The following is a 26,342-nucleotide window of genomic DNA, read 5'->3' as shown; positions in this document are numbered from 1 at the left end:
GCCGGAGTCAGGGGCTGACGTGCGGCTCCGGCGATGTACTCGCGGACCAGGGCGGCATGCAGCTCCGGCGGAAGCTGGGAGAAGACCTCCTGATGGGCCGAGACGAGGCGGAAGAACGGTGAGCCCCACGGCTCCAGCGCGACGATGTCCCAGAGATGCAGGGAGCATAGTCCCGCCCGTGCAGAAGGTGCGCGCCGAGGGCGACCGCGCCGCCGATGTCATGAGCGATCACCGAGGGCGCGGAGAGCCGCCAGCGGTCCAGCAGCTGGGCGAAGCGGCGCATCTGCGACCCCAGATCCACCGGAACCTGTTCCTCCTTCGCGGAGGCGCCGTAGCCGGGCATGTCCCACAGGCGCACCCGCCGATGCCGCGCCAGGTGACGGGCCGCCGCGCTCCACACGGCCGCAGACCACGGCGTACCGTGGCAGAGCACCACATCCGGTCCACGGGGCGGCCCATCGGGCTCCAGGAGCCAGGTCGCAACGGCGACGCCGTCGACATCGATGAAGGTGGGCTCAGGAAGGAGGACTGCGTCGTGCGACATGTCAGGAATCTATCTCTCCAGGCTTCGGGCGGCCAACACCTTCCGGCGGCTCAGCAGACCGAGTGGCCGACCTCGTGCTCCCCCACCGGCGTCGGCAGGGCGCCCGGCGCCGGGGCGCCGGCCAGGACCTCCACCAGGGCCGCGAAGCTCTCCTCCCCGCGTCCATAGAGGGCCACCTGGGTCTCGGCCGGGTGCAGACGGCAGCGGCTCGGACGGTCCAGGGCCACCACGACGTCGGCGCCCTGCGACGGCTGCGCCCCGGCGCCACCAGGCCGATCACGGTGCCTCCGGCGCCCAGCTGATGGCCGGCCGCCAGCAGCGCCGACTCCAATCGCGCGCGGTCCTGCTCCTGTCCGCCGACCACCGTCACCGGACCCTGCAGGACATCGGCCTCGCACTGGCCGGCGACCAGCGTCACCGCGTGACGGGCGACGGCGGCGGCGACCTCGGCGGCGCCGTCGCCCGTGTCCTCACCAGCGTCCTCGCCCGCGTCCTCGCCCGTGATGCTGGGCAGGTCGGCGTACCCGCCGCCGTCCTGTTCGACCTCCTCCTCGAGGCCCTGAAGGACCTCCGGCAAGGCCACGCCGGGGCCGGCGTCGAGATCCCCGGCGGCCAGGTCCTGCTGCCAGAGCATCAGCGCGACCACCCGTTCCGCGGCCTCGGCGAGCCGGTCGGCCTCGAGTCGCCCCGACTCCACGGCGTCGACGATCGCCGCGTGGGCGGTGCGCACATCCGAGGGCATGAGCAGCAGGTCGGCCCCGGCCTCCAGGGCCTGCACCGGCGCTCGGCAGGCCCGGCCTGGTCCACCACGGCGGCCATGTTCAGCGCATCGGTGACGATCACGCCGTCGTGCCCCCTCTCGCGCAGCCACTCATAGGCGGCCGGGGACAACGACGACGGCACCCCGGCCTCCAGGACGGGGACGTCGAGGTGCCCCATCATGATCATCGGCGCGCCGGCGTCGATCACGTGCTGGAAGGGCGCCCAGTCGTGGTCCTCCAGGTCGCTCTGCTCGGCGGGCTGGACCGGCAGCGTGTGGTGGGAGTCCTCGGTGACGCCGCCGTGCCCGGGGAAATGCTTGGCCGAGCCGGCCACTCCGCCCTCGGCGAGCCCGCGCAGCCCCGCCAGCGCGAGGTCGGCGACCAGCTCCGGATCCGCGCCGAAGGAGCGGGAGCCGATGGCCACATCCTCGACGCCGAGGGTGACGTCCGCATTCGGCGCGAAGTCCAGGGTGAAGCCCAGCTCCGCCAAGTCCTCCCCCATCGCCTGGTGCCCCCGCGCGGCCAGGGCGTCGTGGCCGGCGACTGCGGCCTCCTCTGCGGCCTCGTCCGGGGCTTCCTCCGGGGCTTCGTCCGAGTGCTGTCCGTCCAGCGCTCCGAGGCGCGCGGCACCATACGCCATGGGCGCGGGCCATTCCGTCATCGGGTGCCGACCCGCGTCACCAGGCCGCCCTCCTGATCCACGGCGACCACGGCGGGCCAGTCCCGGGACGCGGCGGCCTGGTGCAGGGTGCCGAGCTCACCGGCGAGCGCGTCGAGGTCCACACCGTCGTCGCCGCGGGGCACGTTGTCCCCCATCACGATGGCCCCAGCCAGGTGGAGCTCCTCGATGAGTCCGGCCATGCCGGAGGCGTCGGTGCCGCCGTACTCCCCCACGAGCACCTGGCCGGCCTGCTGGTCGGTGCTGAGCTCAGCCACCGCCGCGGCCGCCGCCTCGCGATGCTGGTCGTCGGCCCGGCAGGCCGCCTCGCGGGCGGCGAACGCCTCCCGGCGCTCCTCGGCCAGGCGCTCCTGCTCGTCCTGCTCCTGCTGATCCTGGTTCTGTCCGTCCCCGGTCGCCTCACCACCGGTGCCGTCGGCCTCGTCCCCGGCGCCACCGTCGTCGCCGGGAGCGCAGGAGCTCAGCAGCAGCGCCGGAACCATCAGCAGGGGCGCCAGGCGGCGCAGCGCCGGAGTCATCCGGTCAGCGACCCGGGGAGCATCAGGGGACGAAGAGATCATGGCTCCAGGGTATCCAGCGCGACGTATCCGGCGCGCACCGGGCGGCGGACTCCGGCGACCGTCTCCGATGACCGCCTCCGACGGCGTAGCGGTCCCCATTCCAGGGACCCACCGGCCCGCTGACGCGCTTCACGCCCAAGCCTCATCCCTGCAACGGGGACACCGACCCTCACCTGGGGCGCCGCGAGACGCGCGATGGTCCCCCCGCTGAGGGAGGACGGGCGCCCTCTCCCCGGTATCCTGAAGCTCCCCGCCTGTCGTCCCAGCTGAGGAGCCCCCATGGACCTGCCCTTCGCTCCCTCGGAGCGCTCGACCCTCGGCCTCGAATGGGAGCTCGCCCTGGTGGACAGGTCCTCGGGCGACCTGCGCTCCGTGGCGGAGCATGTGCTCACCGCCTGCCTGGACGACGCCCGCGAGCCCGGCGCCGAACCCCATGAGGACGAGGAGCACCCGTACGTGAAGCGGGAGCTCCTCACCAACACGGTGGAGATCATCACCGAGGTGTGCGACGACGTGGCCGAAGGGGTCGGCTCGCTGCGGGAGACCGCCCAACAGGTGCTGCGGCACTGCGACCCGCTCGATGTGGAGCTCTACTCCCAGGGCTCCCATCCCTTCGCCCCACCCACTGAGCAGCCGGTCACCGACAAGGAGCGGTATGCGGAGCTGATCCGCCGCACCCAATGGTGGGGCCGCCAGATGGTGATCTACGGGGTCCACGTCCACGTGGGCCTCGACGACCGGCGGCAGGCCATGCCCGCGGTGGACGGTCTGCTGAACTTCTACCCGCATTTCCAGGCGCTGTCGGCGTCGTCGCCGTACTGGTCCGGGGAGGACACCGGCTATGCCTCCCAGCGGGCGCTGATGTTCCAACAGCTGCCCACCGCCGGGCTGCCGTTCCAGTTCGAGGACTGGTCCGGCTTCGAGCACTGCGTCGGGGACCTGGCCCACACCGGGGTCATCGACGACGTCACCGAGGTCCGCTGGGACGTCCGCGCCGTGCCGCGGTTCGGCACCGTGGAGATGCGCATCTGCGACGGCCTGGCCACTCTGGAGGAGATCGCCGGGATCGCGGCCCTGACCCAGTGCCTGGTGCATTCCCTGGTGGAGCGGATCGAGGACGGGGAGAAGATCCCCACCATGCCGCCGTGGTTCACCCAGGAGAACAAGTGGCGGGCTGCCCGCTACGGGATGGACGCCATCATCATTCTCAACGCCGACGGCGACGAGGAGCTGGTGACCGACCACCTCTCCCGCGAGCTCGAACGGCTCGAACCGGTGGCGAAGCGTCTCGCTGCGCCGACGAGCTCGCCCTGGTCGAGGACATGATGCGCGAGGGCCCCGGCTACCAGCGGCAGCGCAGGGTCGCGGAGAACCACGACGGCGACCTGCGGCAGATCGTGCTGGACTCCTCCGCCCGCACCCGGATGTCGATCAACGGAGGCCGGACCGTCTGAGGGGCGGGGAGCTCACCGGTCCGGAGCCTCACGGCACCCAGCGGTAGCGGTGCTCGGGCCTCCCGGCCTGCCCGTAGCGCAGAGTCAGCTCGGCGCGCCCCTCAGAGCACAGATGCTCCAGGTACCGGCGAGCGGTGACCCGGGCGATCCCGGTGCTCTCGGAGAGCTCCGCCGCGGAGACGTCCCCTTCAGCGGAGCGCAGCGCCTCCGCCACCCGCTCCGCCGTCGTCGCGGTCAGCCCTTTGGGCATGAACCGTGACGAGGCGCGAGGCCGCAGCATGCCGAACAGCGAGTCCACGTCGCTCTGCGTGACCGTGGACATCGCCTCCATCCGCTTCCGCGCGGACGCGTAGCGCTCCACCAGGTCCCGCAGCTGCCGCAGCGGGAACGGCTTGATCAGGTAGTGCAGCGCCCCCAGCGCCATGGCGGTGCGCACCTGGTCCACATCCCGCAGCGCGGAGATGATGACGGCGTCGACGACGCCGACCTCCCGCCTCCAGCCGGGACTGCGCAGCTCCTCCAGCACGGACAGACCCGTCCTGTCCGGCAGGAACAGGTCCAACAGCAGCAGATCGGGCCGGTGGCGACGCACCTCCTCCAGCGCCTCGGCCCCGGTGTGGACCACTCCGACCACGGTGAGCCCGGGCAGCGACTCCACCAGCTCCCGGTGATTGTGAGCCACGCGGACGTCGTCGTCCACGATCAGCACCCGAACCCCGGAGCCCACCGAGGCAGGCGAGCCTCCCACTGCTCCTCCTCGCTGAGTCATGTCTCCGAGCCTTCCTCTCGCGCCTCAGCCTCTCGCGCCTCAGGTCGGCGCACCGGCAGATAGGCGGCGAACGTCGTCTCCTCTTCGGCCTCCACGGCCACCGTGCCGCCACGACGCAGACAGGCCTGACGGACCAGCGCCAGTCCCATACCCCGCTGGCCGTCGTCGCCCTTCGTGGACCGGCCCACGTGGAAGATCTCCCGAGCGATCTCCGGGTCCAGGCCGGGCCCGGAATCGATGACACGGACCTCCACCACGTCTCCCGCACCCTCTCCGGCACCGTCCCCGGCACCGTCCCCGGCACCGGCATGCCGGCGCACCATCAGCTCCACCCAGCCGTCGGGTCCGGCCGCGTCCATGGCGTTGTCCACCAGGTTGCCCACCACCAGCAGCAGATCGTCGCGGAGATCGGAGGGCTGGTCCTCCGGCAGATGGGAAAGCTCGGAGAGGCTGAACTGCACGCCCCGTTCGGCCGCCTGCACCGACTTGGCCAGCACCAGCGCCGCCACCGTCATATCCCCGATGCGCGCGGCGATCTCCGCATCAGCGCCCGAGGTGGCGGCGGACAGCTCGGAGAGGTAGTCCCGCGCGCGGTCCACCGCCCCGAGCTCCAGCATCCCGGAGACCGTGTGGATCCGGTTGGCGAACTCGTGCCGCTGGGCGCGCAGCCCGGCGGTGACCGTGCGGGCTCCGTCCAACTGGTCGGTGAGCCGGGTGAGTTCGGTGCGGTCGCGCAGGGTGACGACGACGCCGCCGTCGGCCTCCCGCACCCGCACCGGCCGGCGCGTGCACACCAGGATCCTGCCGTGGGCGCCCAGCAGCAGGTCCTCCCCCGGATCGTCTGCGGGGCCCTCGCCGGAGAGCACCTGCTCGGCCTCCGCGCTGAGGCCCAGCTGCGCCGGAGTGCGGCCCAGATGGTCATCGGGCAGGTGCAGCAGCTCCCGGGCCGGCGTATTGGCGAGCACCACCCGGCGCTGCCGATCCAGTCCGATGACCCCCTCGCCGATCGCATGCAGCAGCGCCTCCCGCCCATCCAGCAGCGTGGCGATCTCCTTGGGCTCGAGCCCATGGGTGTCGGCCCGCAGCCGGCGGGACAGCAGCCGGGCGCCCACCGCCCCTGCCCCCACGGCCACCAGGGCCACCCCCAGGATCAGCGGCAGGGTCTGCACCGACGCCAACCGGACCTCCGAAGCCAGGATCCCCACCGAGACGTAGCCGATGACCTCCTCGGCGTCGTCGAAGACCGGCACCCGCGCCCGCAGGGTCAGCCCGGCGTGCCCGTGCTCCACACCGGTCCAGGTCTGCCCGGCCAACACCGGCGCCGGGTCCAGGGACGGCCGCTGACCGATGGCCTCCGGATCCGGGTGGGACTGCCGGATGCCGTGACGGTCCGCGATCATGATGTACTCGAAGCCCGTGGCCGCCCGCAGGGTCTCCGCCCACGGGGCGAGGACCTCCGAAGGATCCTCGGTCTCCAGGGCCTCCTGGACAGTGGGCATCACCGCCACGGACTCGGCCATGGTCAGGACCCGTTCCTCATACTGCTGCCGAGCCTCCACGTACTGGACCACGCCCCAGAGCAGGCTGACCACCGTCACGGCGCCCACCAGCAGCGCCATGTTCCACCGGAACAGCCGCCCAGCCAGAGTCACCTCCCGGCGGGGCGCGCGCGTGCGGCTCCGGATCTTCTGGCTCACGGCACCTCCTGGGGGTGACGGTTGCGTCGGCCGGGGCGGCCGACGTCGTGATCACCGATGTGATGACCAATATGACCACTATGGCCTCGGGATGCACAAAACTGTGGGGCCGGTCACATGAGATCCATGCTGTCACACAGGTCACATTCCCGATGCTGATCCTGCCGCACACCCGCATCCAGGAGGACACCATGCTCAGTCTCATCGGCCTGGCGGTGATCGTCACCATGACGACGCTGCTGATCCTCGGGCGCATCGCCCCCATCGTCGGCCTGACCGTCATCCCCGTCACCGGGGCCCTGGTGGCCGGCTACACCTTCACCGAGATCGGCGACTTCTTCGGCGAAGGTCTCAGCTCCGTGCTCAATGTCGCCGTGATGTTGGTCTTCGCGATCCTGTTCTTCGCGATCATGAACCAGGCCGGCCTCTTCGACCCACTGGTCCGCCTGACGGTGAAGCTCACCCGCGGCAACGTGGTGGCCATCTGTGTGGGCACCGTGCTGCTCGCCGCCGTCTGCCACCTCGACGGCGCCGGCGCCTCCACCTTCCTGATCGTCATCCCGGCCCTGCTGCCGCTCTACCGCCACCTGGGCATGAGCCCCTACCTGCTCCTGCTGCTGGCCGCCATGAGCATGGGCGTGCTGAACATGCTCCCGTGGGGCGGCCCTGTCGGCCGCGCCTCCGCCGTCGTGGGCATCGACCCGGTGGAGCTGTGGCGCGGGCTCATCCCCGTCCAGATCCTCTCGCTGGTGCTGCTGGTCATCGCCGCCGTGCTGCTGGGCCTGCGCGAACAGCGCCGCATCGCCGCCCGCGGAGGCGCCCCGGTCATCGAGGAGGACGTCCAGGAGGAGAGCTCCTCCGAGGCCGCGGCGGAGACCCGCGTGGAGGAGCGCGAGCTGGCCACGGTCGCGCCGGCGGCTCGTCCGGGTCCACCGGCACCGCCGACGCCGACGTCGCACCTCGACCGGAGGCCCGTCGGACCGCATCGGCCACGGCACCGGTTCCGCCCGGAACACCCAGACTTCGCCGGAGACAACGACGACGTCTGGGGCGCCCACGACGACGCCCCGGCCACGCCGCGCTGGCGGATGGCCACCAACGCCGTGCTCGTGCTGGCCATGCTGGCCCTGCTGATCTCGGACATCCTGCCCGCCCCGCTGGCCTTCATGCTGGGCCTCAGCGCCGCCCTGATGGTCAACCACCCCCGGGTCAAGGACCAGATGGAGGCCATCAAGTCCCACGGCGGCAGCGCCGTGGCCACCGGCGCCATCGTGCTGGCCGCCGGCTGTTTCCTGGGCATCATGGAGCACTCCGGGATGCTGGACTCGCTGGCCACCGACGCCGTCGCGATCCTTCCCAGCGCGCTGGTGCCCTACCTGCACCTGATCGTCGGCTTCTTCGGCCTGCCGCTGGAGCTGGTGCTGAGCACCGACGCCCACTACTTCGCCCTGCTGCCGGTGGTGGAAGGCATCTCCACCGAGGCCGGCGTCGGCACGCTCTCTGTGGTCTACGCAGTGCTGGTGGGCAACATCATCGGCACCTTCATCAGCCCGTTCGCCGCCGCCCTGTGGCTCGCCCTGGGCCTGGCCGGCTGCGACATCGGCAAGCACATCCGGTACTCCTTCTTCCCGATGTGGATCTTCTCCGTGGTGGTGCTCGTCCTGGCCCTGGCCCTGGGCCTCATCCCCTGGAGCTAGCGGCCCCAGCGCTCACCCCTCAACCCTGAGCGCAACAACCCAGCCGAGTTGGTCTGGAGTTGCGGGTACTCGTCTCGATCGAGTCGAGTTCCCAGAACTCCAGACCACCTCGCGTCTGGGGGGAAGGGCCGAATGGGCCTCGGGAGGGCCTCGGGAGGGCGCCGAGCTGCGGCTCAGACGCTGATGCGGTCCACCGGCTGGGAGGAGTCCGCGGGGATGTCCAGCGATGACGGCGCCACACCGGCGGCCACCAGCTGGGCCCCCAACGCGGCGACCATCGCGCCGTTGTCCGTGCAGAGGGAGACCGGCGGGATGCGCAGCTCGATGCCGGCGTCGGCGCAGCGCTGCGCCAGCAGCTCGCGGAGGCGGCGATTGGCGGCCACTCCCCCGCCCAGCAGCAGGGTGGTGATCCCGTGCTCACCGGCGGCGCGCACCGCCTTGGCGGTCAGCACGTCCACCACCGCCTCCTGGAAGCTGGCGGCGATGTCCGCCGTCGGAACAGGGCGCCCGGCGACCTCGAACTGCTCCACCGCCCGGGCCACGGCGGTCTTCAGCCCGGAGAAGGACCAGTCGTGCCGGTGCTTGCCGGGCTGCTCCGCGGTGCCGACGAACTTCGGCAGCGTCAGCCCACGCGGGAATCGGAAGGCCTCCGGGTCGCCCTCGGCGGCGAGTCGGTCGATCTTCGGTCCGCCCGGGTACCCCAGGCCCAGCAGCCGGGCGACCTTGTCATAGGCCTCTCCGGCGGCGTCGTCGATGGTGGAGCCCAGCAGCTCCACGTCCCGGGTCAGCGAGCGGACCCGCAGGATCTCGGTATGGCCGCCGGAGACCAGCAGCGCCCCGGTGCCGGGCGGCAGCTCGGTGACCGCGGCGGGCTGGCCCCCACCTGAGACACCGGCGGCGTCGGCGTCGGCAGCGTCATCCAGGAGACCCACCCCGACATGGGCCACCAGGTGGTTGACTCCGTAGAGCGTCTTGTCCGCCGCCAGCGCGAGGCCCTTCGCCGCGGAGAGTCCAACCATCAGGGCCCCGGCCAGACCCGGCCCGGAGGTCACGGCGATCGCGTCGACGTCGTCCAGGGTGACTCCGGCGGTGTCCAGCGCCTGGCGCAGGGTGGGGACGAAGGCCTCCAGATGCGCACGGGCGGCGATCTCCGGGATGACCCCGCCGAAGCGCACATGCTCTTCCACGGAGCTGGAGACGGTGTTGGCCAGCAGCTCGGTGCCGCGGACGATGCCCACACCGGTCTCGTCGCAGGAGGTCTCGATGCCCAGCACCAGCGGGGCGGCGGATGGCGGGCTGGCGGATGCGGTGTGCTCAGTCATCGTGTCCTTCTCGTCAGCGCAGCTGGGAGGCCGAGCTCGGGGCGTTCAGGTCGGTGAGCGGCTTCTGCATGATCAGCGCGTCTGCGCCGTCCGGGTAGTAGCGCCGCCGAGTATGGATATGGGTGAAGCCTTCGCGGGTGTACAGGGCCTGGGCGCCGTCGTTGTCCGCACGGACCTCCAGCAGCACCTGCTCCGCACCCCAGACGGCGGCGGTGTCCACCACCAGCCGCAGCAGCCGGGTGCCGAGCCCGCGGCCCTGCGCCTCCGGTGCGACGGCGATGGTCTGCACATCGGCCAGGGGCAGCACGCACATCATGCCCACATAGCCGAGGAGGCGCTCATCGGTGTGAGGGTCGTCGGCCACCGGCTCGGTGAGCACCCAGTAGCGACGGGTCGCCCGCTCGCCCTGGGTGTGGTCCAGCTCATCGAGGAAGAACTGCTCGGGCCAGGCATCATGTGGGAAGAGCCGCCGCTCCAGCGCCATGACCTCCGGGAGGTCCTCCACCGCCATGGGACGCAGCCGGACGGCGGGTTCGTCCGGCACAGCACTCACGTGGTGGCCTTCTTCCGGCGCACCGGGGGCTTCGCGTCCGATTCCCGCAGGTACAGCGGTGCGGGGTCCCGCAGCAGCTGCGGCCGCTCCTCGGCGATCAGCCCCAGCTCGGCGGCGTTGGCGGTCCACGACGCCGCCTCCTCGGGCGCGCCGTCCGGCAGCCTGAGCTGCTCCGGGTAGAGGCTGACCCCCACGCCCACGGCCGGCAGCTCCGGGAGCTCCGCGGCCGGCCCCACCTGCGGGCCCTCGAGGTTCTCCACGGCCCGGTACCGCGCCCAGTACACCTCCCGACGACGGGCGTCGGTCGCCACGAGGAACTCCGAGTCCGTGCTCGCCCCGGCGGCGCTGTGCGCCACGGCGCGGCGGGCCAGGGAGTCGAGACTGCAGATGCCATGCAGGGGGCGCCCCAGACCTCGGCGAGGCTGTGCGCCAGCACCAGCCCCACCCGCAGTCCGGTGAAGGGCCCCGGCCCCACTCCGACGACGACGGAGTCGAGCTGCGCCCCGGTCACACCCGCCTGTGCCATGACGTCCCGCACCGCGCCGGCCAGGACTTCGGCATGGGTGGTGGTGGCGTCGGTGCGCCAGGAAGCCCGCACCTGGGCGTCATGGACGACGGCGGCGGAGGCGCCGGCGGAGGAGTCGATCGCGAGAAGCACCCCACCATGGTAGCCCTGACCGGGATCTCCCGGCTGCGGGCCGATGAGCCTGCCCCAGCCCGAGGTCAGGGCAGGAGATCACGGCCGGGCTCCGGACTCACAGCACCAGTGCCGCGATGACGCCGCCGAGGAACAGCGGGATGTTGAAGTGCAGGAAGGTCGGCACACAGGTGTCCCAGATGTGGTTGTGCTGGCCGTCCGCGTTGAGCCCAGAGGTCGGGCCGAGCGTGCTGTCCGAGGCGGGCGAGCCGGCGTCGCCGATTCCGGCGGCTGAGCCGATGAGCGCAGCGGTGGCCAGCGGGCTGAAGCCCAGACTCACCGCCAGGGGGACGAAGATCGCAGCCAGCACCGGCACGGTGCCGAAGGAGGTGCCGATGCCCATCGTGACCAGCACGCCGACCACCATCATCAGCACGGCCGCCAGCAGCTGGCTGTCACCGATCCAGGCGGCGGCAGCCTCCACCAGGGTCTCCACCGCACCGGTCTCGGTGAGCACCGCCGCATAGCCGGAGGCCACCAGCATGATGAACGCGATGGTGCCCATCATCGCCACACCGCGGTCGATGATCGGGTCGCCCTGCTTCCAGGACTCCCCGCGCGCCAGGAAGACCACCAGGATCCCGGCCAACGCGGCGATCACCAGCGAGCCATAGACCAGCTGCAGTACGAGCGTGACCACCAGTCCGAGCAGGACGGCGACGTCGCCCCGACCCCACCGCAGCGCGGGGTTCTCGTCCCCGCTCGAGGCGTCGACGTCGTCGTCGGCCCCACGACCGGCGGACGGGCCGGCGGCCGGGCCGATGCCCGGCATGGCATAGACGCGGGGGCGGCGATAGGTGACCAGCACCGCCACCGCGAGCCCCACCACCATGCCCGCCACCGGGATGGCCATGGCCAGCGGCACCTCCCGCAGGGAGATCTCCACGCCGTGGCGGGTCATCTCCTCGGCCACGATGCCCTGGAAGATGAGACCGAAGCCCAGCGGCACCAGCAGGTACGGCGCCTTGAGCCCGAAGGTCAGGGCCGTGGCGATCGCGCGCCGGTCGAACTGCAGACGGTCGAAGGCCGTCAGCAGCGGCGGGATCAGGATGGGGATGAAGGCGATGTGCACCGGCACCAGGTTCTGCGAGAGGCAGGCCACGCCGGCGATCCCGAACAGGACCATCGCCCGGGGGCCGCGCAGCAGGGGCATGACCCTCCGGATGAGCTTCTCGGCCAGCCCGGAGCGGGCCACCATCACGGCGAGCGTCCCCAGCAGGATGTAGCTCAGGGCCGTCTCGCCCTGCCCGCCGAGGCCGCCGACCAACGTGGAGAAGGTGGACTCCAGGGACAGCCCGCCGGCCAGCCCGGCCACCACGGCGGCCAGCAGCAGGGCGATGATGACGTTGACCCGTGCCAGGCTCAGTGCGGCCAGGACCAGCACAGAGAGCACCACCGGGTTCAGGAGTTCGGACACTCTCGACTCACCTCGTTCTCGACGACCGACGTCGCCGCGGTTGCTGCCGGGCACCACCACCGGGGAGGGCCGGGACTGCCCCTCCGCGGCATTTCACACAGCGGCACGCTTGTCCCATCTATTGAAACTGTGATCCGGGCCATAGGCAAATCGAACGCGGACGACGACGTCACGGGGAACCCTCATGACCACCCGGACAGGCCGAAGCAGGGCTCGGCCGACCATGTCAGACGGGCGGCTCAGACGGGCGCGTCAGACGAGGCACGCCAGACGAGGCACGCCAGACGAGCAGCGCCGGGCGAGCGCTTCAGACGGGTGGAGTGGACCAGCGGGGACCGTAGCCGCGCAGCACCGCGCGGCGCGCCCCACCCAGCAGGTCCTGGTCCGTCTCGGAGAAGTCGGTGATGATCTGCGGCTCGGCGGACTCGCCACCCTCAGCCGCGGCCCCCGGGGCGATCAGCTCCAGGTCCACCCAGGAGCCCTCATCCCCCACCAGGGCATGCTCGGCCAGCCGGCGTCCCCATTCGACCACCGTGACCGACTCCTCCACAGTGGCGGCGATGTCCAGGTCCTCGAAACCGGCGGCATCCGTCCGATACGCGTCCACGTGGACGAGGTCGACGACCTCCCCGTGATGGATCCGGCTCAGCACGAAGGTGGGCGAACTGATCTGCCCCTCGACCCGCATTCCGTCGGCGAGCGCCTGAGTGAAGGTGGTCTTGCCCGCCCCGAGCCCTCCGGTGAGGATCAGCAGATCGCCGGCCCGCAGGCTCTGCGCCAGCACCCGTGCCAGTGCGGCGGTGTCCTGCAGGTCCTCCAGCTCCAGAGTGCGGATCCAGCGATGGCCGGCCACCGGCTCCGGCACCATGTCCGCGCCGCCGGCGCCGCGGCTCATGCCCGGCCCTCCTCCGCCCCGGGGGCGGAGACGGCGTCCGACGTCGACCCGTGACCGGCGGCCAGCTCGGCGGAGTCCACCACCAGGCGCGGCACGCGACCTCCGATCCGGGTGATGATCTCGTAGTTGATGGTCTGCGCGGCCCGGCCCCAGTCGGCGGCCGAGATGCCCGAGTCGCCGCCGAAGAGGACGACGTCGTCGCCCACCTGCACCGGAGTGTCCGGGTCCTCCAGGTCCACCACGAACTGGTCCATGGCCACCCGCCCGGCAGACTGGTAGACCCGGCCAGCGATCTGCACCGGGGCATGCACAGCGATCCGCGGCACCCCGTCCCCGTAGCCCAGCGGGATGAGCGCCAGCGCGGTGGGCCGGTCCACCCGGTGGGTGAGTCCATAGCTGATGCCCTGCCCGGCGGGCACCCGCTTCACGTTCGCCACCGTGGTGCGCAGCTCCATGGCCGGCCGCAGGCCCAGCTCCTCGGCGGTGCGGTCCGCGAAGGGGCTCTGCCCGTAGACCCCCACCCCCACGCGCACCATGTCGAAATGCGCGTCCGGGCGCGAGAAGGCCGCCGGAGTGTTGGCGACATGACGCAGGGAGACGCTGAGCCCGGCCTCCTCGGCGACCTGCAGCGCCTCCCGGTAGACCTCCAGCTGCTCGTCGGTCTCCCGCCGGTCAGGCTCGTCGGCCACGGCCAGGTGGGTGAAGATCCCGACCACGGAGATCAGCCCGCGGTCCTGGTGCTCCGCGGCGCGGGCCACCAGCTGCGGCCAGTCGGCCACGGTGCAGCCGTTGCGGCCCAGGCCGGTGTCGATCTTCAGGTGCACGTTGGCCGGCGTCTGCAGGGAGGAGGCCGCCGCGGCCACCTCGTCGAGCTCCCAGCCGGAGATGCCGACGTCCACGGAGCGCTCGATGGCCTCGGCGAAGTCCGTCTGCGCGGTGTGCAGCCAGGCCAGCACCGGCGCCTCGATCCCCGCGTCCCGCAGCGCGATCGCCTCGGTGACGTGTGCGACTCCGATCCAGTCCGCACCGGCCTCCACGGCGGCGCGGGCAGTGGTGACCGCGCCGTGGCCGTAGCCGTCGGCCTTCACAGCGACCATGACCTTGGCGGGACGGACGTAGGAGGCGATGGTCTCCACGTTGTGGCGGATCGCGGCGGGATCGATGATCGCCGCCCGTTCGCAGCCCTCCGGGAGACCTCGCGACGATGCGGGCACACGGCTCTGCGTGCCGGGGGAGGTACTCATGAGGACCACTCTACGCGGAGCCGCTGACGCTCTGGGGCTCCCCCGCGGGCACGTGAGGCGCGCCCCGAGGCCACCGCCGGGGCCTACCAGGCGACCTGCCGGGCAACCTGCCGGCCGCTGGCCAGAGCCCTTCCCCAGCAGCCTCCCCGAGGCTCAGCGCAGCCGGTCGGTCAACCAGCTGCCCCAGCCCACGCCGAGGCCGAGCAGGACGATCCACACCACCTGCAGCACAGCGCTCAGCGGCGCCCAGAGCAGGCCGAAGGTCACCAGCGCACCCACCCCGGCGCCGGTGACGCCGGCGGTGACGGCGGTGCCCAGCGGGGAGGTCGCCGAGAGCCAGCGGGAGAACATCCCCAGCGCGGCCCCCAGCAGCCCTCCGACCAGGCTCACCGGCGCCAGCAGGCGCAGGTAGGCGGCGAGGACCAGGAGCGCCTCGTCGCCCGCCACGAAACCGGTCAGAAGGTCCACCGGCACGGCGACGATCACCACCAGGGCGACGGCGGTCAGCGACCCGAGGGCGCAGAAGATCAGACGGGCGAGGGGGCGCACGGGCGGCACGGAGACAGTCATAGCAGGCCCATCTTCGCAGACTCCCGGTCCCCGATGACCCGCGTCACCGGGTCGGGGCGACGGTGGAGAGCAGCTCCCCGGCCCCGAAGGCGCCGCAGGCGTAGGGATCCAGCCGCTTGGCGGCCTCGGCATGCAGCCGCACCCCCAGGGCCGCGGTGCGCCACATGGGCGCCTGCGGATCCACCGCGGCCAAGGCGCCGATGATGCCGGTGAGCACATCCCCGGAGCCCGCGGTGGCCAGGCCGGGGGCATGGACCCGGTGCACCACCGTGGGGCCCTGCGGCGCGGCGATGATCGTGGAGGGCCCCTTGAGCAGCACGGTGACGTTGAGTCGGGCCGCCAACTGCTCCACGGCGGTGGCAGGATCCCGGTCCAACACCTCCCGCAGGTCCTCATGGCCGGTGTTGGTCATCACCCGGCGCAGCTCCCCGTAGTGCGGAGTGAGCAGCACGTTCGGGCCGAGATCCTCGTCCGCGAAGTACTCGTCGTCGAGGTTGGCCAGGGCCGACGCGTCGATCACGCACGGGTGCTCCGTGCCGGCCCACTCCACGGCGCGTCCCATCGCGGCGATCTGGAAGACGTCACGGGAGATGCCGGGGCCGATGGCCGCCGCCGTCGCCCGCTCCAGCACGGCGGTGGACTTCCCGGAGGTGGTCACCACCTCCGGCATCATGATGCTCAGGCGTTCCCGGACCTCCTCCGGGGCCTGCAGGGTGACCATGCCGACGCCGGAGGTCACCGCCGCTGTCGCGGTCAGCTGCGCCGCCCCGGGGAACTGCACCGAGCCGGCGATCACATGCAGCACGCCGCGGGAGTACTTGTGATCGCGCGCCGAGACCCGCGGCCGGCTCAACGGGGCCGGCGTGTCGGCCGCATCCGGCGTGGTCGCCCGCAGCCGCTCGTCGCCCCACCAGCCAGCGGGCCGGCGTCGGCAGGGTGGCGCCCAGTCCGATGTCCACCGCCCGGATCTCGCCGGCGGCGTGGGAGCCCTCGCCCAGCGCCAGGCCGGACTTGATGCCCCCGAAGGTGACCGTCACGTCCGCGTCGATCACGTCGCCGGCGACCGCCCCGGTCTCCACATCCACCCCGGAGGGGATGTCGCAGGCGATCACCTGGGTGGACTCATCGGCCAGCACCTCGTCCAGCCCCGGGATGCGCGGCATCTCGAAGCCCACCCGGGAGCCGGTGCCGATGATCGCGTCGATCAGCGCATCGGTGTCAGTGTCCACCACGTCCACGAGGCGACCGCCGGCGGCCAGGAAGGCGCGGGTCCCGGCCTCATGGGCGCGGTCCCGCATCATCACCGCATGGGTCTCCACTCCGCGGCGGCGCAGCATCGCCAGGGCATAGAGGCCGTCACCGCCGTTGTTTCCGGAGCCGATGAGCCCGGTGACCTTCGCCCCGTACACCGACCCGCGGACGGCGCGGAGCCTCTCCAGCACGGCCTGGGCCAACCCGTAGGCGGCCCGCCGCATCAGCGTCTCCCGGTGGCCGGCCTCCAGCAGCGGGGCCTCCGCCTGGCGGATCTGCCGCCCCGTGTAGAGCGGGATCAGCGGGATGCATGACGGTGCGCCCATCGGTCAGTCCTTCCCTTCGGCGACCACCATGGCGGTGGCGACGTCGCCGTCGTGCGACAGCGAGAGATGCCAGCGGGCGACGCCCCGGGCCGCCGCGACGTCGGCCACCGTGCCGGTGACCTCCACCTGCGGGGCGCCCAGCGGGTCCAGCACCACCTGGCAGTCCTGCCAGTTCATGCCGGCCGGGGCGCCGAGCGCCTTGGCCACGGCCTCCTTGGCGGCGAAGCGGGCGGCCAACGACCGCACGTTCAGCTCCCGCTCCGCCGGGACGAACAGCCTCTCCCGCAGGGCGGGGGCCTTCGTCAGCTGCTGGGCGAATCGCGTCACGAGCACGACGTCGACGCCGATCCCGATGATCACGACGACACCTCCTTCAGCAGTCCACTCACCAGGTCATTCCGCTGGCCGTTCCGGGCTCCGCACGGCAGCTGGTCACTCCACCGTGACGGACTTGGCCAGGTTGCGCGGCTGGTCCACGTCGTAGCCCTTCTCGCTGGCCAGGGCGCAGGCGAAGATCTGCAGCGGCACCGTGGTCAGCAGCGGCATCAGCAGCGGCTGGGTCTCCGGCACGTGGAAGACGGCCTCGGAGAACTCCTTGACGGCCTCGTCACCGGACTCCGCCACGGTGATGGTCTTCGCACCGCGCGCGCGGACCTCCTGGATGTTGGAGACCACCTTCGAGTGCAGCGAGTCGCGGCCGCGCGGGGACGGGACGACGACGAACACCGGCTGCCCCTCATCGATCAGCGCGATGGGGCCGTGCTTGAGCTCGCCGGCGGCGAAGCCCTCCGCGTGGATGTAGGCCAGCTCCTTGAGCTTGAGCGCACCCTCCATGGCCACCGGATAGCCGACGTGACGGCCCAGGAACAGCACCGACGGCGTGTCGGCCATGTCGCGGGCGAGCTGCTTGATCTGCTCCGAGTTGTCCAGGATCTCCTGAATCTTGGCGGGGATCTTGTGCAGATCGGCCAGGATGTCAGTGATCTGGCCCTGGAAGAGCTGACCGCGCAGCTGTGCCAGGTACAGGCCCAGCAGGTAGGCGGCGGCGATCATCGCCAGGAACGCCTTGGTGGAGGCCACCGCGATCTCCGGACCGGCGTGCAGGTACAGCACCGCGTCGGACTCCCGCGGGATGGTGGCCCCGTTGGTGTTGCAGATGGACAGCGTCCGCGCGCCCTGCTCCTTGGCGTAGCGGACGGCCATGAGGGTGTCCATGGTCTCCCCGGACTGGGAGATGGAGACCACCAGGGTGGTCTCATCGATGATGGGGTCCCGATAGCGGAACTCGTGGGCGAGCTCCACCTCCACCGGAATGCGGCACCAGTGTTCGATCGCGTACTTGGCCACGGTGCCGGCGTAGGCGGCGGTGCCGCAGGCCAGCACGATGATCTTCTGGACGTCCTTGAGCTCCTCCGGGTCGATCCGCAGCTCATCCAGGGCGAGCCGGCCCTCGGCGTCGGTGCGGCCCAGCAGCGTGTCCTCCACGGCCTTGGGCTGCTCGTTGATCTCCTTCTCCATGAAGGTGTCGAAGCCGCCCTTCTCGGCGGCGGCCGCATCCCAGTCCACGGTGAAGCGCTTGCCCTCGGCGGGGGTGCCGTCGAAGCCGATGATGGCGACGTCGTCATGGGTGATGGTCACGATCTGGTCCTGCTCGAGCTCGACGGCCTCACGGGTGAAGTCGATGAAGCCGGAGACGTCGGAGCCCAGGAAGTTCTCGCCCTCGCCCAGCCCGACCACCAGCGGGGAGTTGCGGCGGGCCGCCACCACGCGGTCCGGCTGGTCCACGTGGACCGCCAACAGGGTGAACGCGCCCTCCAGCTCCTGGCAGGCCAGACGCATCGCCTCGGTCAGGTCGCCGGCGGCGTCGTCGGCGAAGTGCCGACCGATCAGCTGCGCCGCGACCTCGGTGTCGGTCTGGGACTCGAAGACGCACCCCTCGGCGAGCAGCCGCTCCTTGAGCTCCGCGAAGTTCTCGATGATGCCGTTGTGGATCACCGCCAGCCGGCCGCCGTCGCCCAGATGCGGGTGGGCGTTCTGGTCGGTCGGACCGCCGTGGGTGGCCCACCGGGTGTGCCCGATGCCCACTGTGGCGGGCGCGACCGGCGAGGTCTCGATCTCCGCGACGAGGTTGGCCAACTTGCCGGCCTTCTTCCTCGACTCGACGACCCCTCCGGAGACGGTGGCGACGCCGGCGGAGTCGTACCCGCGGTACTCCAGGCGGCGAAGTCCCTCGAGGAGCACGTCGAGTGCGTTGTGTTCTGCAGTCTTCTCAGGCAGGCCGATGTAGCCGACGATTCCACACATGCGACATAGCGTATCGTGTTCACGTGTCACCGCACCCTGATGAACACCCGCGCCCGGCGGCCCCCATCCCCAGCGAGCCGCACCCGACCGGTCCCATTCCGGCGGAGGTCGCGGGCACCGCGCCGTGGGCGGGATCACCTCCGCTGGCCTCTGACGCCTCTGACCACTACTCCCCGTTCGTGGAGCTCGACCGCCGCGCCTGGTCCCGGCTGGCCGACACCATCGAGCAGCCGCTGAACCAGGAGGACGTGGACCGGCTCCGCGGCATCGGTGAGCACCTCTCGCTGGACGAGGTCGCCCAGATCTACCTGCCCCTGTCACGTCTGCTGTCCATCTATGTGGAGTCGGCCGCCCACCTGCGCGCCGCGACCAACGACTTTCTGGGCGGCAACGCCCGCCGCACCCCGTTCGTCATCGGCGTGGCCGGCTCGGTGGCGGTCGGCAAATCCACCACCGCCCGCGTGCTGCAGGAGATGTTGCGCCGCTGGCCCTCCACGCCCCGGGTGGAGCTGGTCACCACCGACGGCTTCCTGTATCCGAATGCGGAACTGCGCCGCCGCGGCCTCATGGAGCGCAAGGGCTTCCCGGAGGCCTACGACCGCCGCGCCCTGCTGCGCATGGTCTCCGAGGTGAAGTCGGGCAAGCCCGAGGTCCGCGCTCCCTGGTACTCCCACCTGTACTACGACATCGTGCCGGACAAGGAGGTCGTGATCCGCCGTCCGGACGTGCTGATCGTGGAGGGCCTCAACGTGCTGCAGCCCGCCCGGGTCCGTGCGGACGGCACCACCGGGCTGGCGCTGAGCGACTTCTTCGACTTCTCCATCTATGTGGATGCGAATCCGCGCCACATCGAGCAGTGGTATGTGGACCGGTTCATGCGGTGGCGCACCGGCGCGTTCGCGAACCCGGAGAGCTACTTCCACCAGTACTCCTTCCTCTCCGACGACGAGGCGGTGCAGCGCGCCACCGACATCTGGCACCGGATCAACGGCCCCAACCTGCGCGAGAACATCCAGCCCACCCGTTCCCGGGCCCGGCTGGTGATGAGCAAGGACCGCGACCACTCGGTGTCCCGGGTGCTGCTGAGAAAGGTGTGAGCTTCTCCCCGTGACTCCTGGTACACCGATCCCCCGTCCGTCGGCGCCCGGACCGTCCTCGCCGCGCCCGCCCGCTCCGTCTGGGGGCACCCGCCACCGTCGCCGCCCCTCCCCCGCGGTGATCCGGCGACGGCGGCTGGTCGCCGTCGCGCTGCTGGCGCTCGTCCTGGTGGGCGCAGGCTGGCTGGGCGCCAGCCTGGTCGACGCCCTCCTCGGAGGCGACGACGAGCCCGTGGCCGAGCAGGGCGCTTCGCTGACCGAGCGCGCGTCCGACGAGGCGGCCGAGGATGAGTCAGGAGAGGAGTCGTCGGCCCAGGACGGAGCAGCGGACGCCTCGGATGAGGACGCTGCCGACGACGCCCGGTCCGGTGCCGGAGATGAGGGAGACGGCGAGGAGACGACGGAGGTCGCTGAGAGCACCGACGAACCGGAGCGCACCGAGGACGAGCGCACCGAGGACGAGCGCACCGAGGACGAGCGCACCGAGGAGGAGGACGCAGAGGGTGCAGAGGACGACGACGCCTCCTCAGGGGAGGATGCGGCGGAGGAGGACGGCACCGCTGAGGACGAGCCGGAGCCGCGTCGGACGGAGACCGTGGGCCCGGAGGACTTCTACCCTCCGGTCAGCGAGGCCTCGTCGGACCCGGACTCGATCCATGTGCTGGTCAACAGGCTCAACCCGCTCGACCCGCTGGACCACCAGCCTGACGACCTGACCACCCCGCAGGTGCGGTCCTCCTACGACGGCATGCTGCTGCGCGAACAGGCCGCCGATGCGCTCGCCGACCTGTTCTCCGCCTCCGATGCGGAGGGCCTGCTGATGACGCTGACCAGCGCCTACCGCTCCTACGGCTATCAGCAGCAGCTCTATGACGGCCGGGCCGCGGAGCTGGGAGTCGCCGGAGCCGATGAGTACACCGCACGCCCCGGACACTCGGAGCATCAGACCGGACTCGCCGCCGACGTGATCGCCTATGACAACCCCACCTGCGGGATGGGCGCCTGCTTCGGCGACACCGCCGAAGGCATCTGGCTGGCGGAGAACGCCCACCGGTTCGGCTTCATCATCCGCTACCAGGAGGGCACCGAGGACATCACCGGCTACGCCTATGAGCCCTGGCACCTGCGCTACGTGGGCGAGGAGACCGCCGAGGCGGTCTTCGAGGCCGGGGTGACCCTGGAGGAGTACTGGGGCGAGCCCGCCGCCCCGCGCTACCCCGGCGAAGAGTGAGCCGCGGCGTGCCGCGACACGCTGAAGAAAGTTCCCGGACCTGCACACGGCCCTGACATCGCATGCCTAGAATCGCCCCATGATCAAGGGATTCAAGGACTTCATTCTGCAGGGCAACGTGGTCGACCTCGCCGTCGCCGTGGTCATCGGCACCGCGTTCGCCGCCGTCATCAACGCCCTGGTGGAGAGCGTGCTGATGCCGCTCATCTCCGCGCTGGTCGGCTCGCCCGACTTCGACAGCTTCGCCGTGGTGTCCCTCAACGGCAACGAGCTGCTCTTCGGCGTGCTGCTCACCCAGATCGTCAACTTCCTGCTCATCGCCGCCGCGATCTACTTCGTGGTCGTGGTGCCGATGAACAAGATCATCGAGGCCCGCAAGCGCCGGCTGGGCATCGAGGACGAGGAGGAGGTCGAGCCGAACACCCAGCTGCTCACCGAGATCCGCGACCTGCTCCAGCAGCAGGCCACGCGCTGACATCTGCCCCCAGGGGGCTCACGGAGACGGGGCGCGGTCCGGAAGCTGGTGCTCCGGGCCGCGCCCCGTCTCTGTTGTCAGTGAGCCTCCGTGAGGAGGGCTCAGAGCGCCAGTTCGGCGCGGACGATCTGCGCCAGCGACTCCGACTCCTCCTGGGCGATCTCCGCTGTGGAGGCCTCCACCATCACCCGTACCACCGGTTCGGTGCCGGAGGGACGCAGCAGCACCCGGCCAGCTTCCCCGAGGCGACCCTCCACCTCCGCGACGGCGGCCAGCACGGCGTCATGGGTCTTCACCCGCGCCTTGTCCACTCCGGAGACGTTGACCAGGACCTGCGGCAGCCGGTCCATGGCCTCAGCGGCCAGCGTCTGCAGGGGCTTGCCGGTGGCGGCCACCCGGGCGGCCAGCTGCAGCCCGGTGAGCACCCCGTCGCCGGTGGTCGCATAGTCGGAGAAGATCAGATGCCCGGACTGCTCGCCTCCGAGCGAGTATCCGCCGGCGCGCATGCCCTCGAGCACGTAGCGGTCGCCGACGGCGGTCTCCACCACGGAGATCCCGGCCTTCTTCATGCCGAGCTTCAGCCCGAGGTTGCTCATCACCGTGACCACCAGAGTGTCGTCCTTCAGCTGACCGTCGGACTTCAGCGCCAGGGCCAGGACGCCCATGATCTGGTCGCCGTCCACGACGCGCCGGTGTGGTCCACGGCCAGGCAACGGTCGGCGTCGCCGTCGTGAGCGATGCCGAGGTCCGCGCCCTGGGAGACCACCGCCTCCTGCAGCTGGTCCAGGTGGGTGGACCCGCAACCCTCGTTGATGTTGATGCCGTCGGGGTCCGCGCCGATGACGACGACGTCCGCACCGGCGTCGGTGAAGGCCTGCGGCGAACACCCGGAGGCGGCGCCGTGGGCGCAGTCCAGCACGATCTTCAGGCCACGCAGGGAGGTCTCCCCCAGAGAGCGCAGCAGGTGGACCACATAACGGTCCTCCGCATCCGCGAAGCGCTGCACCCGACCGACCTCCGCACCCGTGGGGCGGGGCGGCTCGTGGGCGAGCTGGTCCTCGATCTCGTCCTCGAGAGCGTCGTCGAGCTTGTGCCCGCCGCGGCCGAGGAATTTGATCCCGTTGTCCGGGGCGGGGTTGTGGGAGGCGGAGATCATCACACCGAAGTCCGCGTCGATGTCCGCCACCAGGAAGGCCGCAGCCGGGGTGGGGAGGACGCCGGCGTCGTGGACGTCCACGCCGGCGCTGGCCAGGCCCGCCTGCACCGCCGCGGAGATGAACTCTCCGCTGACGCGGGGATCACGGGCGACCACCGCCACGGGGCGGCGACCGCCCTCGGTGCGGCGGTGGCCGAGCACCTCTGCGGCGGCCTGGGCGAGCTTGAGTGCGAGCTCCGCGGTCAGCAGCCCATTGGCCACACCGCGGACTCCGTCGGTTCCGAAAAGTCGTGCCATGATGCGGACAAGTCTAGCCATAGCCGAGCAGTGCTCCTGCACCGACACCGTCGCCGGCCGATGACCTGCACCGTCAGATCACGTCTGCCCCCTCAGATCTGATGGTGCAGACGTGATGTCGGTGGGCAGGACGCGCACCCGGGCCGCCTGGGGCCACCGGGCGAACCGGCCGCAGACGCAGGAGGACCCCGTCCGGCACGTGCCGAGCGGGGGTCCTCCTGCGGCGTCGCACCACTGGATCAGCGGGGCGAGGCCGGAGCGGCTGAGACGATCAGCGCTTCGAGTACTGCGGAGCCTTGCGGGCCTTCTTGAGACCGGCCTTCTTGCGCTCCACGGCGCGGGCGTCGCGGGTCAGGAACCCGGCCTTCTTGAGCGCCGGACGGTTGTGGTCCCGGTCGATCTCGTTGAGCGCACGGGAGATGCCCAGGCGCAGCGCGCCGGACTGGCCGGAGGGGCCGCCGCCGTCGATGCGGGCGACGACGTCATAGGCGCCCTCGAGCCCCAGCAGGGTGAAGGGGTCGTTGACCTCCTGCTGGTGCAGCTTGTTCGGGAAGTAGTCCTCCAGGCTGCGGCCGTTGATGGTCCACTGGCCGGAGCCGGGGACGATGCGGACGCGGGCGCGAGCACGCTTGCGACGGCCGATGGCGGCGCCGCGACGGTCAGCGGGGCGCGCTCGGTCTCGCCGGTCTCCTGGACGGGGGCGGACTCCGAGGTGTAGCTGGTCAGCTCCTCGGCAGTGTTCAGCTCTTCAGTGTTCTGAGCCACGGTTCTCCTTGAAAATGTTCTCGTGTCGGGTGGCCAGGACTACTGAGCGACCTGGGAGATCTCGTACGGCTTCGGCTGCTGGGCCGCGTGCGGGTGCTCCGGGCCGGCGTAGACGCGCAGCTTCTTGAGCTGGGCGGCACCGAGCTTGTTGTGCGGGAGCATGCCCTTGACGGCGAACTCCACAGCACGGGTCGGGTGACGCTCGATCATCTCGTCGAACGTCATGGAGGAGATGCCGCCCGGGAAGCCGGAGTGGCGCCAGTAGCGCTTCTTCTGGCCCTTGTCGCCGGTCACGGCGACCTTCTCGGCGTTGATGATGATCACGAAGTCGCCCATGTCCTGGTGAGGAGCGAAGGTCGGCTTGTGCTTGCCGCGCAGCAGGGCGGCGGTCTGGCTGGCGAGACGACCCAGCACGACGTCGGTGGCGTCGATGATGTGCCACTGAGCGTCGGCGTCGCCAGGCTTCGGGGTGTACGTACGCACGGTGATGATGCCTTCGGTCGGTGTTCTACGGTTCAGCGCACCGGGCACGCGGTGGTGTGAGAGTCACCATGCGCCAGTGGCTGTTTCTTCGCGAGTGCGCCGTCCGGCTTCCCAGGTGAGGGCTGGGAAGATGCCGGGCCCGTGAGTTCCCCTGCCGCTCGTGGAGGCATACGGTCATGCAACTGAACCGCCTCGACACAAGCCCACGCAGGAGTGGACACGCACAACAACCGTTCACTATACCGGGTGGGCCTCACCGCGGCAATGTGAGCTCCCGCTCCCCGGTCAGCGACGAGCTCCTCGTCCATCTCGTCCGTCAGCTCGGGTTCGCTGCGCCGTGACCCCCAGACGCGGCTGTCCCCGCCATGTTCGTTCGTCCCTACGGTATTCCACAGGGACGGACGAACGCGACGGGGGACAGACGGCAGGGCGGGACAGACGGCAGGGTGGGGGCGGGATCAGCCGCGACGGCGGGCCACCAGCTCCTCCACCGACCCGGCCAGCGGGTGGTCGGCCTCCAGCCCGGTCACCTGCTCCACGAACTCCCGCGGCGGCAGATCCGCCAACAGGCCCTCCAGCTGGTTCGCCTGCTCGTCGTCGGCGTCACGGAAGTCCAGGGCGGCCTCGACGACGGCGAGCAGCGCCTCCGCTCCCAGCCCCTGCTCCACGGCCTGGGACGCCGGGCCGATCAGCCGTTCGTGGCGGGAGAGCTTGCGCAGCGGCTGACGACCCACGCGCTGCACGGTGTCCGGCAGCGCCGGGTTCCGGAACCGCCCCAGGATGGTCTCCCGGTAGGAGGCCATGTCCTCGGCCGCGAAGCCGTGCTTGGCCACCAGCAGCGCGGAGGTCTCCTCCAACGCGGCGGCCACCCCGGACCCCACGGCCTCATCGCCGAGCGCCTCGGCGATGGTCCCGGCACCGGCCCGATAGCCCAGATAGGCGGCCGCGGCGTGCCCGGTGTTCACGGTGAACAGCTTCCGCTCGATATACGGGCCGAGGTCGTCCACGAAGTGGGCACCGGGGATGTGCGGCGGATTCTCCCCGAACGGCCCACGCTCGATCGCCCACTCGTAGAAGGGCTCCACGGTGACGTCCAGCCCCGCACCCTCGGGCTGTCCGGGCACGATGCGGTCCACCGCCGTGTTGGCGAACACCGCCCGGGCGGAGAGCTCCTCCCAATCCGCCCCGGCATGCTCCCGCATATGTCCGGCCAGGGTGTCGGTAGCGCCGATCGCGTTCTCGCAGGCCATGACCTGCAGCGGCGGCGCATCAGCGGCGCGCCGCCGCAGCCCGGCCACCACATGCGGGGCGATGTGCTTCAGGATCATCGGCCCGACGGCGGTGGTCACCACGTCCGCGGTGGCCACCTCCTCGGCCACGGCCTCCGGGGACTGCGCGGAGTCCACCGCACGGAACCCGTCGACCACCCGGTCCGTGCCGCCGTCGCCGACCTCGTGGACCGTATAGCTCTCCGCGGCGTCCAAGGCCTGCACCAGGGGCGCGACGACGTCGGAGAAGACGACCTCATAGCCTCCCTCGTGCAGCAGCAGGCCGACGAAGCCCCGACCGATGTTGCCTGCGCCGAAATGCACGGCCTTCATGACTGGTCCTCCTGTACTCTCCGTCATCAGCCCTCGTCCACCGCCGAGAGCAGCTCGAGCAGCTCCTCCTCGCTGGTGGCCTCCTTGAGCCGCTGGACGGCGGCCTTGTCCCCGAACAGCCGGGCGATACGGGAGAGGATCTGCAGGTGCTCGTCCCCCACTCCGGCGATGCCGACGACGAAGGTGGCCCGCTGGCCGCCCCAGTCGACGCCGTCGTCGTACCGGGCCACCGAGAGCGCGGAGGCCTTGATGGCGCCCTTGGCCTCGTTGGTGCCGTGCGGAATGGCGAGCTCGTTGCCCATGAAGGTGGACACGGTCTCCTCCCGCTCATGCATGGCGGCCAGGTAGTCCCCGGTGACCGCGCCGGCGGCCTCCAGTGCGGCCGCCGCCTCGGCCATGGCCTCGTCCCGGGTGGCGGAGCCGGAGTGGATGCGGACCCGGTCCAAGGTCAGGATCCCGCCGGTCGCCGAGCCTGCGGGCTCGCTCGCTGCGTCGCG

General features: G+C 71.2%; 21 protein-coding genes and 5 pseudogenes. 5 read left to right on the top strand and 21 right to left on the bottom strand.

Annotation, left to right across the window (positions count from 1 at the left end; all coding sequences use genetic code 11):
• Positions 1–7 precede the first annotated feature (7 nt).
• The 3 genes from BCY76_RS19075 to BCY76_RS06955 all read right to left on the bottom strand — a co-directional run bounded on the left by BCY76_RS19075 (position 8) and on the right by BCY76_RS06955 (position 2,544).
• Complete coding sequence (locus BCY76_RS19075) at positions 8–544, bottom strand: alpha/beta fold hydrolase (protein ID WP_237090019.1); 537 nt, start codon at positions 542–544, stop codon at positions 8–10.
• Between the two features lie 633 nt (positions 545–1,177).
• On the bottom strand, positions 1,178–1,945 hold the full coding sequence (locus tag BCY76_RS20330) for a glycoside hydrolase family 3 protein (RefSeq protein WP_170922621.1): 768 nt from the start codon (positions 1,943–1,945) through the stop codon (positions 1,178–1,180).
• Positions 1,946–1,962: 17 nt separating this feature from the next.
• Positions 1,963–2,544, bottom strand: coding sequence for a hypothetical protein (locus tag BCY76_RS06955; protein WP_085437412.1), 582 nt, complete (start codon positions 2,542–2,544; stop codon positions 1,963–1,965).
• A 279-nt stretch (positions 2,545–2,823) separates the two neighbouring features.
• On the opposite strand from BCY76_RS06955, the pseudogene BCY76_RS06950 reads away from it, so the two are divergent.
• A pseudogene (locus tag BCY76_RS06950) lies at positions 2,824–3,998 on the top strand (glutamate--cysteine ligase).
• A gap of 28 nt (positions 3,999–4,026) precedes the next feature.
• On the opposite strand, the gene BCY76_RS06945 reads toward BCY76_RS06950, so the two are convergent.
• Both BCY76_RS06945 and BCY76_RS06940 read right to left on the bottom strand, forming a co-directional pair.
• Positions 4,027–4,767, bottom strand: coding sequence for a response regulator (locus tag BCY76_RS06945; protein WP_070159417.1), 741 nt, complete (start codon positions 4,765–4,767; stop codon positions 4,027–4,029).
• Positions 4,764–6,464 (bottom strand): ATP-binding protein, encoded by a 1,701-nt coding sequence (locus BCY76_RS06940; protein WP_201791089.1) that lies wholly within the window; start codon positions 6,462–6,464, stop codon positions 4,764–4,766. The genes BCY76_RS06945 and BCY76_RS06940 overlap by 4 nt, the downstream gene beginning before the upstream one ends.
• Positions 6,465–6,616: 152 nt before the next feature.
• Between BCY76_RS06940 and BCY76_RS06935 the strand changes: the two genes are divergently transcribed.
• On the top strand, positions 6,617–8,161 hold the full coding sequence (locus tag BCY76_RS06935) for a CitMHS family transporter (RefSeq protein WP_237090018.1): 1,545 nt from the start codon (positions 6,617–6,619) through the stop codon (positions 8,159–8,161).
• 173 nt (positions 8,162–8,334) lie between these two features.
• Here the strand turns inward: BCY76_RS06935 and tsaD are convergent, their stop codons facing one another.
• From tsaD to glmS, 11 genes and pseudogenes are all read right to left on the bottom strand, one after another.
• The gene (gene tsaD, locus BCY76_RS06930) at positions 8,335–9,483 is read right to left on the bottom strand and encodes a tRNA (adenosine(37)-N6)-threonylcarbamoyltransferase complex transferase subunit TsaD (RefSeq protein ID WP_070159415.1); all 1,149 of its coding nucleotides are present in this window, start codon (positions 9,481–9,483) and stop codon (positions 8,335–8,337) included.
• Positions 9,484–9,496: 13 nt separating this feature from the next.
• Complete coding sequence (rimI, locus tag BCY76_RS06925) at positions 9,497–10,036, bottom strand: ribosomal protein S18-alanine N-acetyltransferase (RefSeq protein WP_083277413.1); 540 nt, start codon at positions 10,034–10,036, stop codon at positions 9,497–9,499.
• A pseudogene (gene tsaB / locus BCY76_RS06920) lies at positions 10,033–10,694 on the bottom strand (tRNA (adenosine(37)-N6)-threonylcarbamoyltransferase complex dimerization subunit type 1 TsaB). Before tsaB ends, rimI begins: the two are co-directional and overlap by 4 nt.
• Positions 10,695–10,791: 97 nt before the next feature.
• The gene (locus BCY76_RS06915) at positions 10,792–12,150 is read right to left on the bottom strand and encodes a Na+/H+ antiporter family protein (RefSeq protein ID WP_070159414.1); all 1,359 of its coding nucleotides are present in this window, start codon (positions 12,148–12,150) and stop codon (positions 10,792–10,794) included.
• 307 nt (positions 12,151–12,457) lie between these two features.
• Positions 12,458–13,045, bottom strand: coding sequence for a tRNA (adenosine(37)-N6)-threonylcarbamoyltransferase complex ATPase subunit type 1 TsaE (tsaE, locus tag BCY76_RS06910; RefSeq protein WP_083277412.1), 588 nt, complete (start codon positions 13,043–13,045; stop codon positions 12,458–12,460).
• Positions 13,042–14,289: an alanine racemase gene (alr, locus tag BCY76_RS06905; RefSeq protein ID WP_070159412.1), complete on the bottom strand. Its 1,248-nt coding sequence runs from the start codon at positions 14,287–14,289 to the stop codon at positions 13,042–13,044. The genes tsaE and alr overlap by 4 nt, the downstream gene beginning before the upstream one ends.
• 153 nt (positions 14,290–14,442) lie before the next feature.
• Positions 14,443–14,859 (bottom strand): hypothetical protein, encoded by a 417-nt coding sequence (locus tag BCY76_RS06900; protein ID WP_070159411.1) that lies wholly within the window; start codon positions 14,857–14,859, stop codon positions 14,443–14,445.
• Between the two features lie 43 nt (positions 14,860–14,902).
• Positions 14,903–15,640, bottom strand: coding sequence for an NAD(P)H-hydrate dehydratase (locus tag BCY76_RS06895; protein WP_237090017.1), 738 nt, complete (start codon positions 15,638–15,640; stop codon positions 14,903–14,905).
• A 175-nt stretch (positions 15,641–15,815) separates the two neighbouring features.
• Positions 15,816–16,334: pseudogene (locus tag BCY76_RS19065) on the bottom strand (NAD(P)H-hydrate epimerase); the annotation flags it as partial.
• 105 nt (positions 16,335–16,439) lie between these two features.
• Positions 16,440–16,796 carry a holo-ACP synthase gene (locus BCY76_RS06885; protein WP_085437408.1) on the bottom strand — a complete coding sequence of 119 codons (357 nt, stop codon included), beginning with the start codon at positions 16,794–16,796 and terminating at the stop codon, positions 16,440–16,442.
• Positions 16,797–16,868: 72 nt separating this feature from the next.
• Positions 16,869–18,740 carry a glutamine--fructose-6-phosphate transaminase (isomerizing) gene (glmS, locus tag BCY76_RS06880; protein WP_070159406.1) on the bottom strand — a complete coding sequence of 624 codons (1,872 nt, stop codon included), beginning with the start codon at positions 18,738–18,740 and terminating at the stop codon, positions 16,869–16,871.
• A gap of 143 nt (positions 18,741–18,883) precedes the next feature.
• On the opposite strand from glmS, the gene coaA reads away from it, so the two are divergent.
• From coaA to mscL, 3 genes are all read left to right on the top strand, one after another.
• Positions 18,884–19,837, top strand: a complete 954-nt coding sequence (coaA, locus tag BCY76_RS06875; protein ID WP_070159437.1) for a type I pantothenate kinase — start codon at positions 18,884–18,886, stop codon at positions 19,835–19,837.
• Positions 19,838–19,955: 118 nt separating this feature from the next.
• Entirely contained in the window at positions 19,956–21,068 is a 1,113-nt protein-coding gene (locus BCY76_RS06870) for a M15 family metallopeptidase (RefSeq protein ID WP_085437407.1), read from the top strand.
• Positions 21,069–21,147: 79 nt separating this feature from the next.
• On the top strand, positions 21,148–21,543 hold the full coding sequence (gene mscL / locus BCY76_RS06865) for a large conductance mechanosensitive channel protein MscL (protein WP_070158736.1): 396 nt from the start codon (positions 21,148–21,150) through the stop codon (positions 21,541–21,543).
• A 101-nt stretch (positions 21,544–21,644) separates the two neighbouring features.
• Here mscL and glmM read toward each other — a convergent pair.
• The 5 genes and pseudogenes from glmM to BCY76_RS06840 all read right to left on the bottom strand — a co-directional run bounded on the left by glmM (position 21,645) and on the right by BCY76_RS06840 (position 26,300).
• Positions 21,645–22,996: pseudogene (gene glmM, locus BCY76_RS06860) on the bottom strand (phosphoglucosamine mutase).
• Positions 22,997–23,267: 271 nt separating this feature from the next.
• A pseudogene (rpsI, locus tag BCY76_RS06855) lies at positions 23,268–23,761 on the bottom strand (30S ribosomal protein S9).
• 39 nt (positions 23,762–23,800) lie between these two features.
• Positions 23,801–24,244, bottom strand: coding sequence for a 50S ribosomal protein L13 (gene rplM, locus BCY76_RS06850; protein ID WP_070158740.1), 444 nt, complete (start codon positions 24,242–24,244; stop codon positions 23,801–23,803).
• Between the two features lie 458 nt (positions 24,245–24,702).
• Entirely contained in the window at positions 24,703–25,845 is a 1,143-nt protein-coding gene (locus BCY76_RS06845; RefSeq protein ID WP_070158738.1) for a mannitol-1-phosphate 5-dehydrogenase, read from the bottom strand.
• A 26-nt stretch (positions 25,846–25,871) separates the two neighbouring features.
• On the bottom strand, positions 25,872–26,300 hold the full coding sequence (locus BCY76_RS06840) for a PTS sugar transporter subunit IIA (protein WP_085437425.1): 429 nt from the start codon (positions 26,298–26,300) through the stop codon (positions 25,872–25,874).
• Between the last annotated feature and the right edge of the window lie 42 nt (positions 26,301–26,342).

The organism is Nesterenkonia sp. PF2B19 (assembly GCF_001758425.2).
Classification (GTDB): Bacteria; Actinomycetota; Actinomycetes; order Actinomycetales; family Micrococcaceae; genus Nesterenkonia; species Nesterenkonia aethiopica.
Note: the sequence above shows the minus strand (reverse complement) of the source record. Positions and strands in the feature narration are given on the sequence as shown.

Coding starts and splice junctions, on each gene's coding strand:
- glmS (WP_070159406.1), bottom strand. CDS start 18,740: ATGTGTGGAATCGTCGGCTACATCGGCCTGCCTGAGAAGACTGCAGAA.
- BCY76_RS06845 (WP_070158738.1), bottom strand. CDS start 25,845: ATGAAGGCCGTGCATTTCGGCGCAGGCAACATCGGTCGGGGCTTCGTC.
- tsaD (WP_070159415.1), bottom strand. CDS start 9,483: ATGACTGAGCACACCGCATCCGCCAGCCCGCCATCCGCCGCCCCGCTG.
- BCY76_RS06935 (WP_237090018.1), top strand. CDS start 6,617: ATGCTGATCCTGCCGCACACCCGCATCCAGGAGGACACCATGCTCAGT.
- BCY76_RS19075 (WP_237090019.1), bottom strand. CDS start 544: ATGTCGCACGACGCAGTCCTCCTTCCTGAGCCCACCTTCATCGATGTC.
- mscL (WP_070158736.1), top strand. CDS start 21,148: ATGATCAAGGGATTCAAGGACTTCATTCTGCAGGGCAACGTGGTCGAC.
- BCY76_RS06955 (WP_085437412.1), bottom strand. CDS start 2,544: ATGATCTCTTCGTCCCCTGATGCTCCCCGGGTCGCTGACCGGATGACT.
- BCY76_RS06945 (WP_070159417.1), bottom strand. CDS start 4,767: ATGACTCAGCGAGGAGGAGCAGTGGGAGGCTCGCCTGCCTCGGTGGGC.
- alr (WP_070159412.1), bottom strand. CDS start 14,289: ATGAGTACCTCCCCCGGCACGCAGAGCCGTGTGCCCGCATCGTCGCGA.
- tsaE (WP_083277412.1), bottom strand. CDS start 13,045: ATGAGCCGCGGCGCCGGCGGCGCGGACATGGTGCCGGAGCCGGTGGCC.
- BCY76_RS06900 (WP_070159411.1), bottom strand. CDS start 14,859: ATGACTGTCTCCGTGCCGCCCGTGCGCCCCCTCGCCCGTCTGATCTTC.
- BCY76_RS20330 (WP_170922621.1), bottom strand. CDS start 1,945: ATGGCGTATGGTGCCGCGCGCCTCGGAGCGCTGGACGGACAGCACTCG.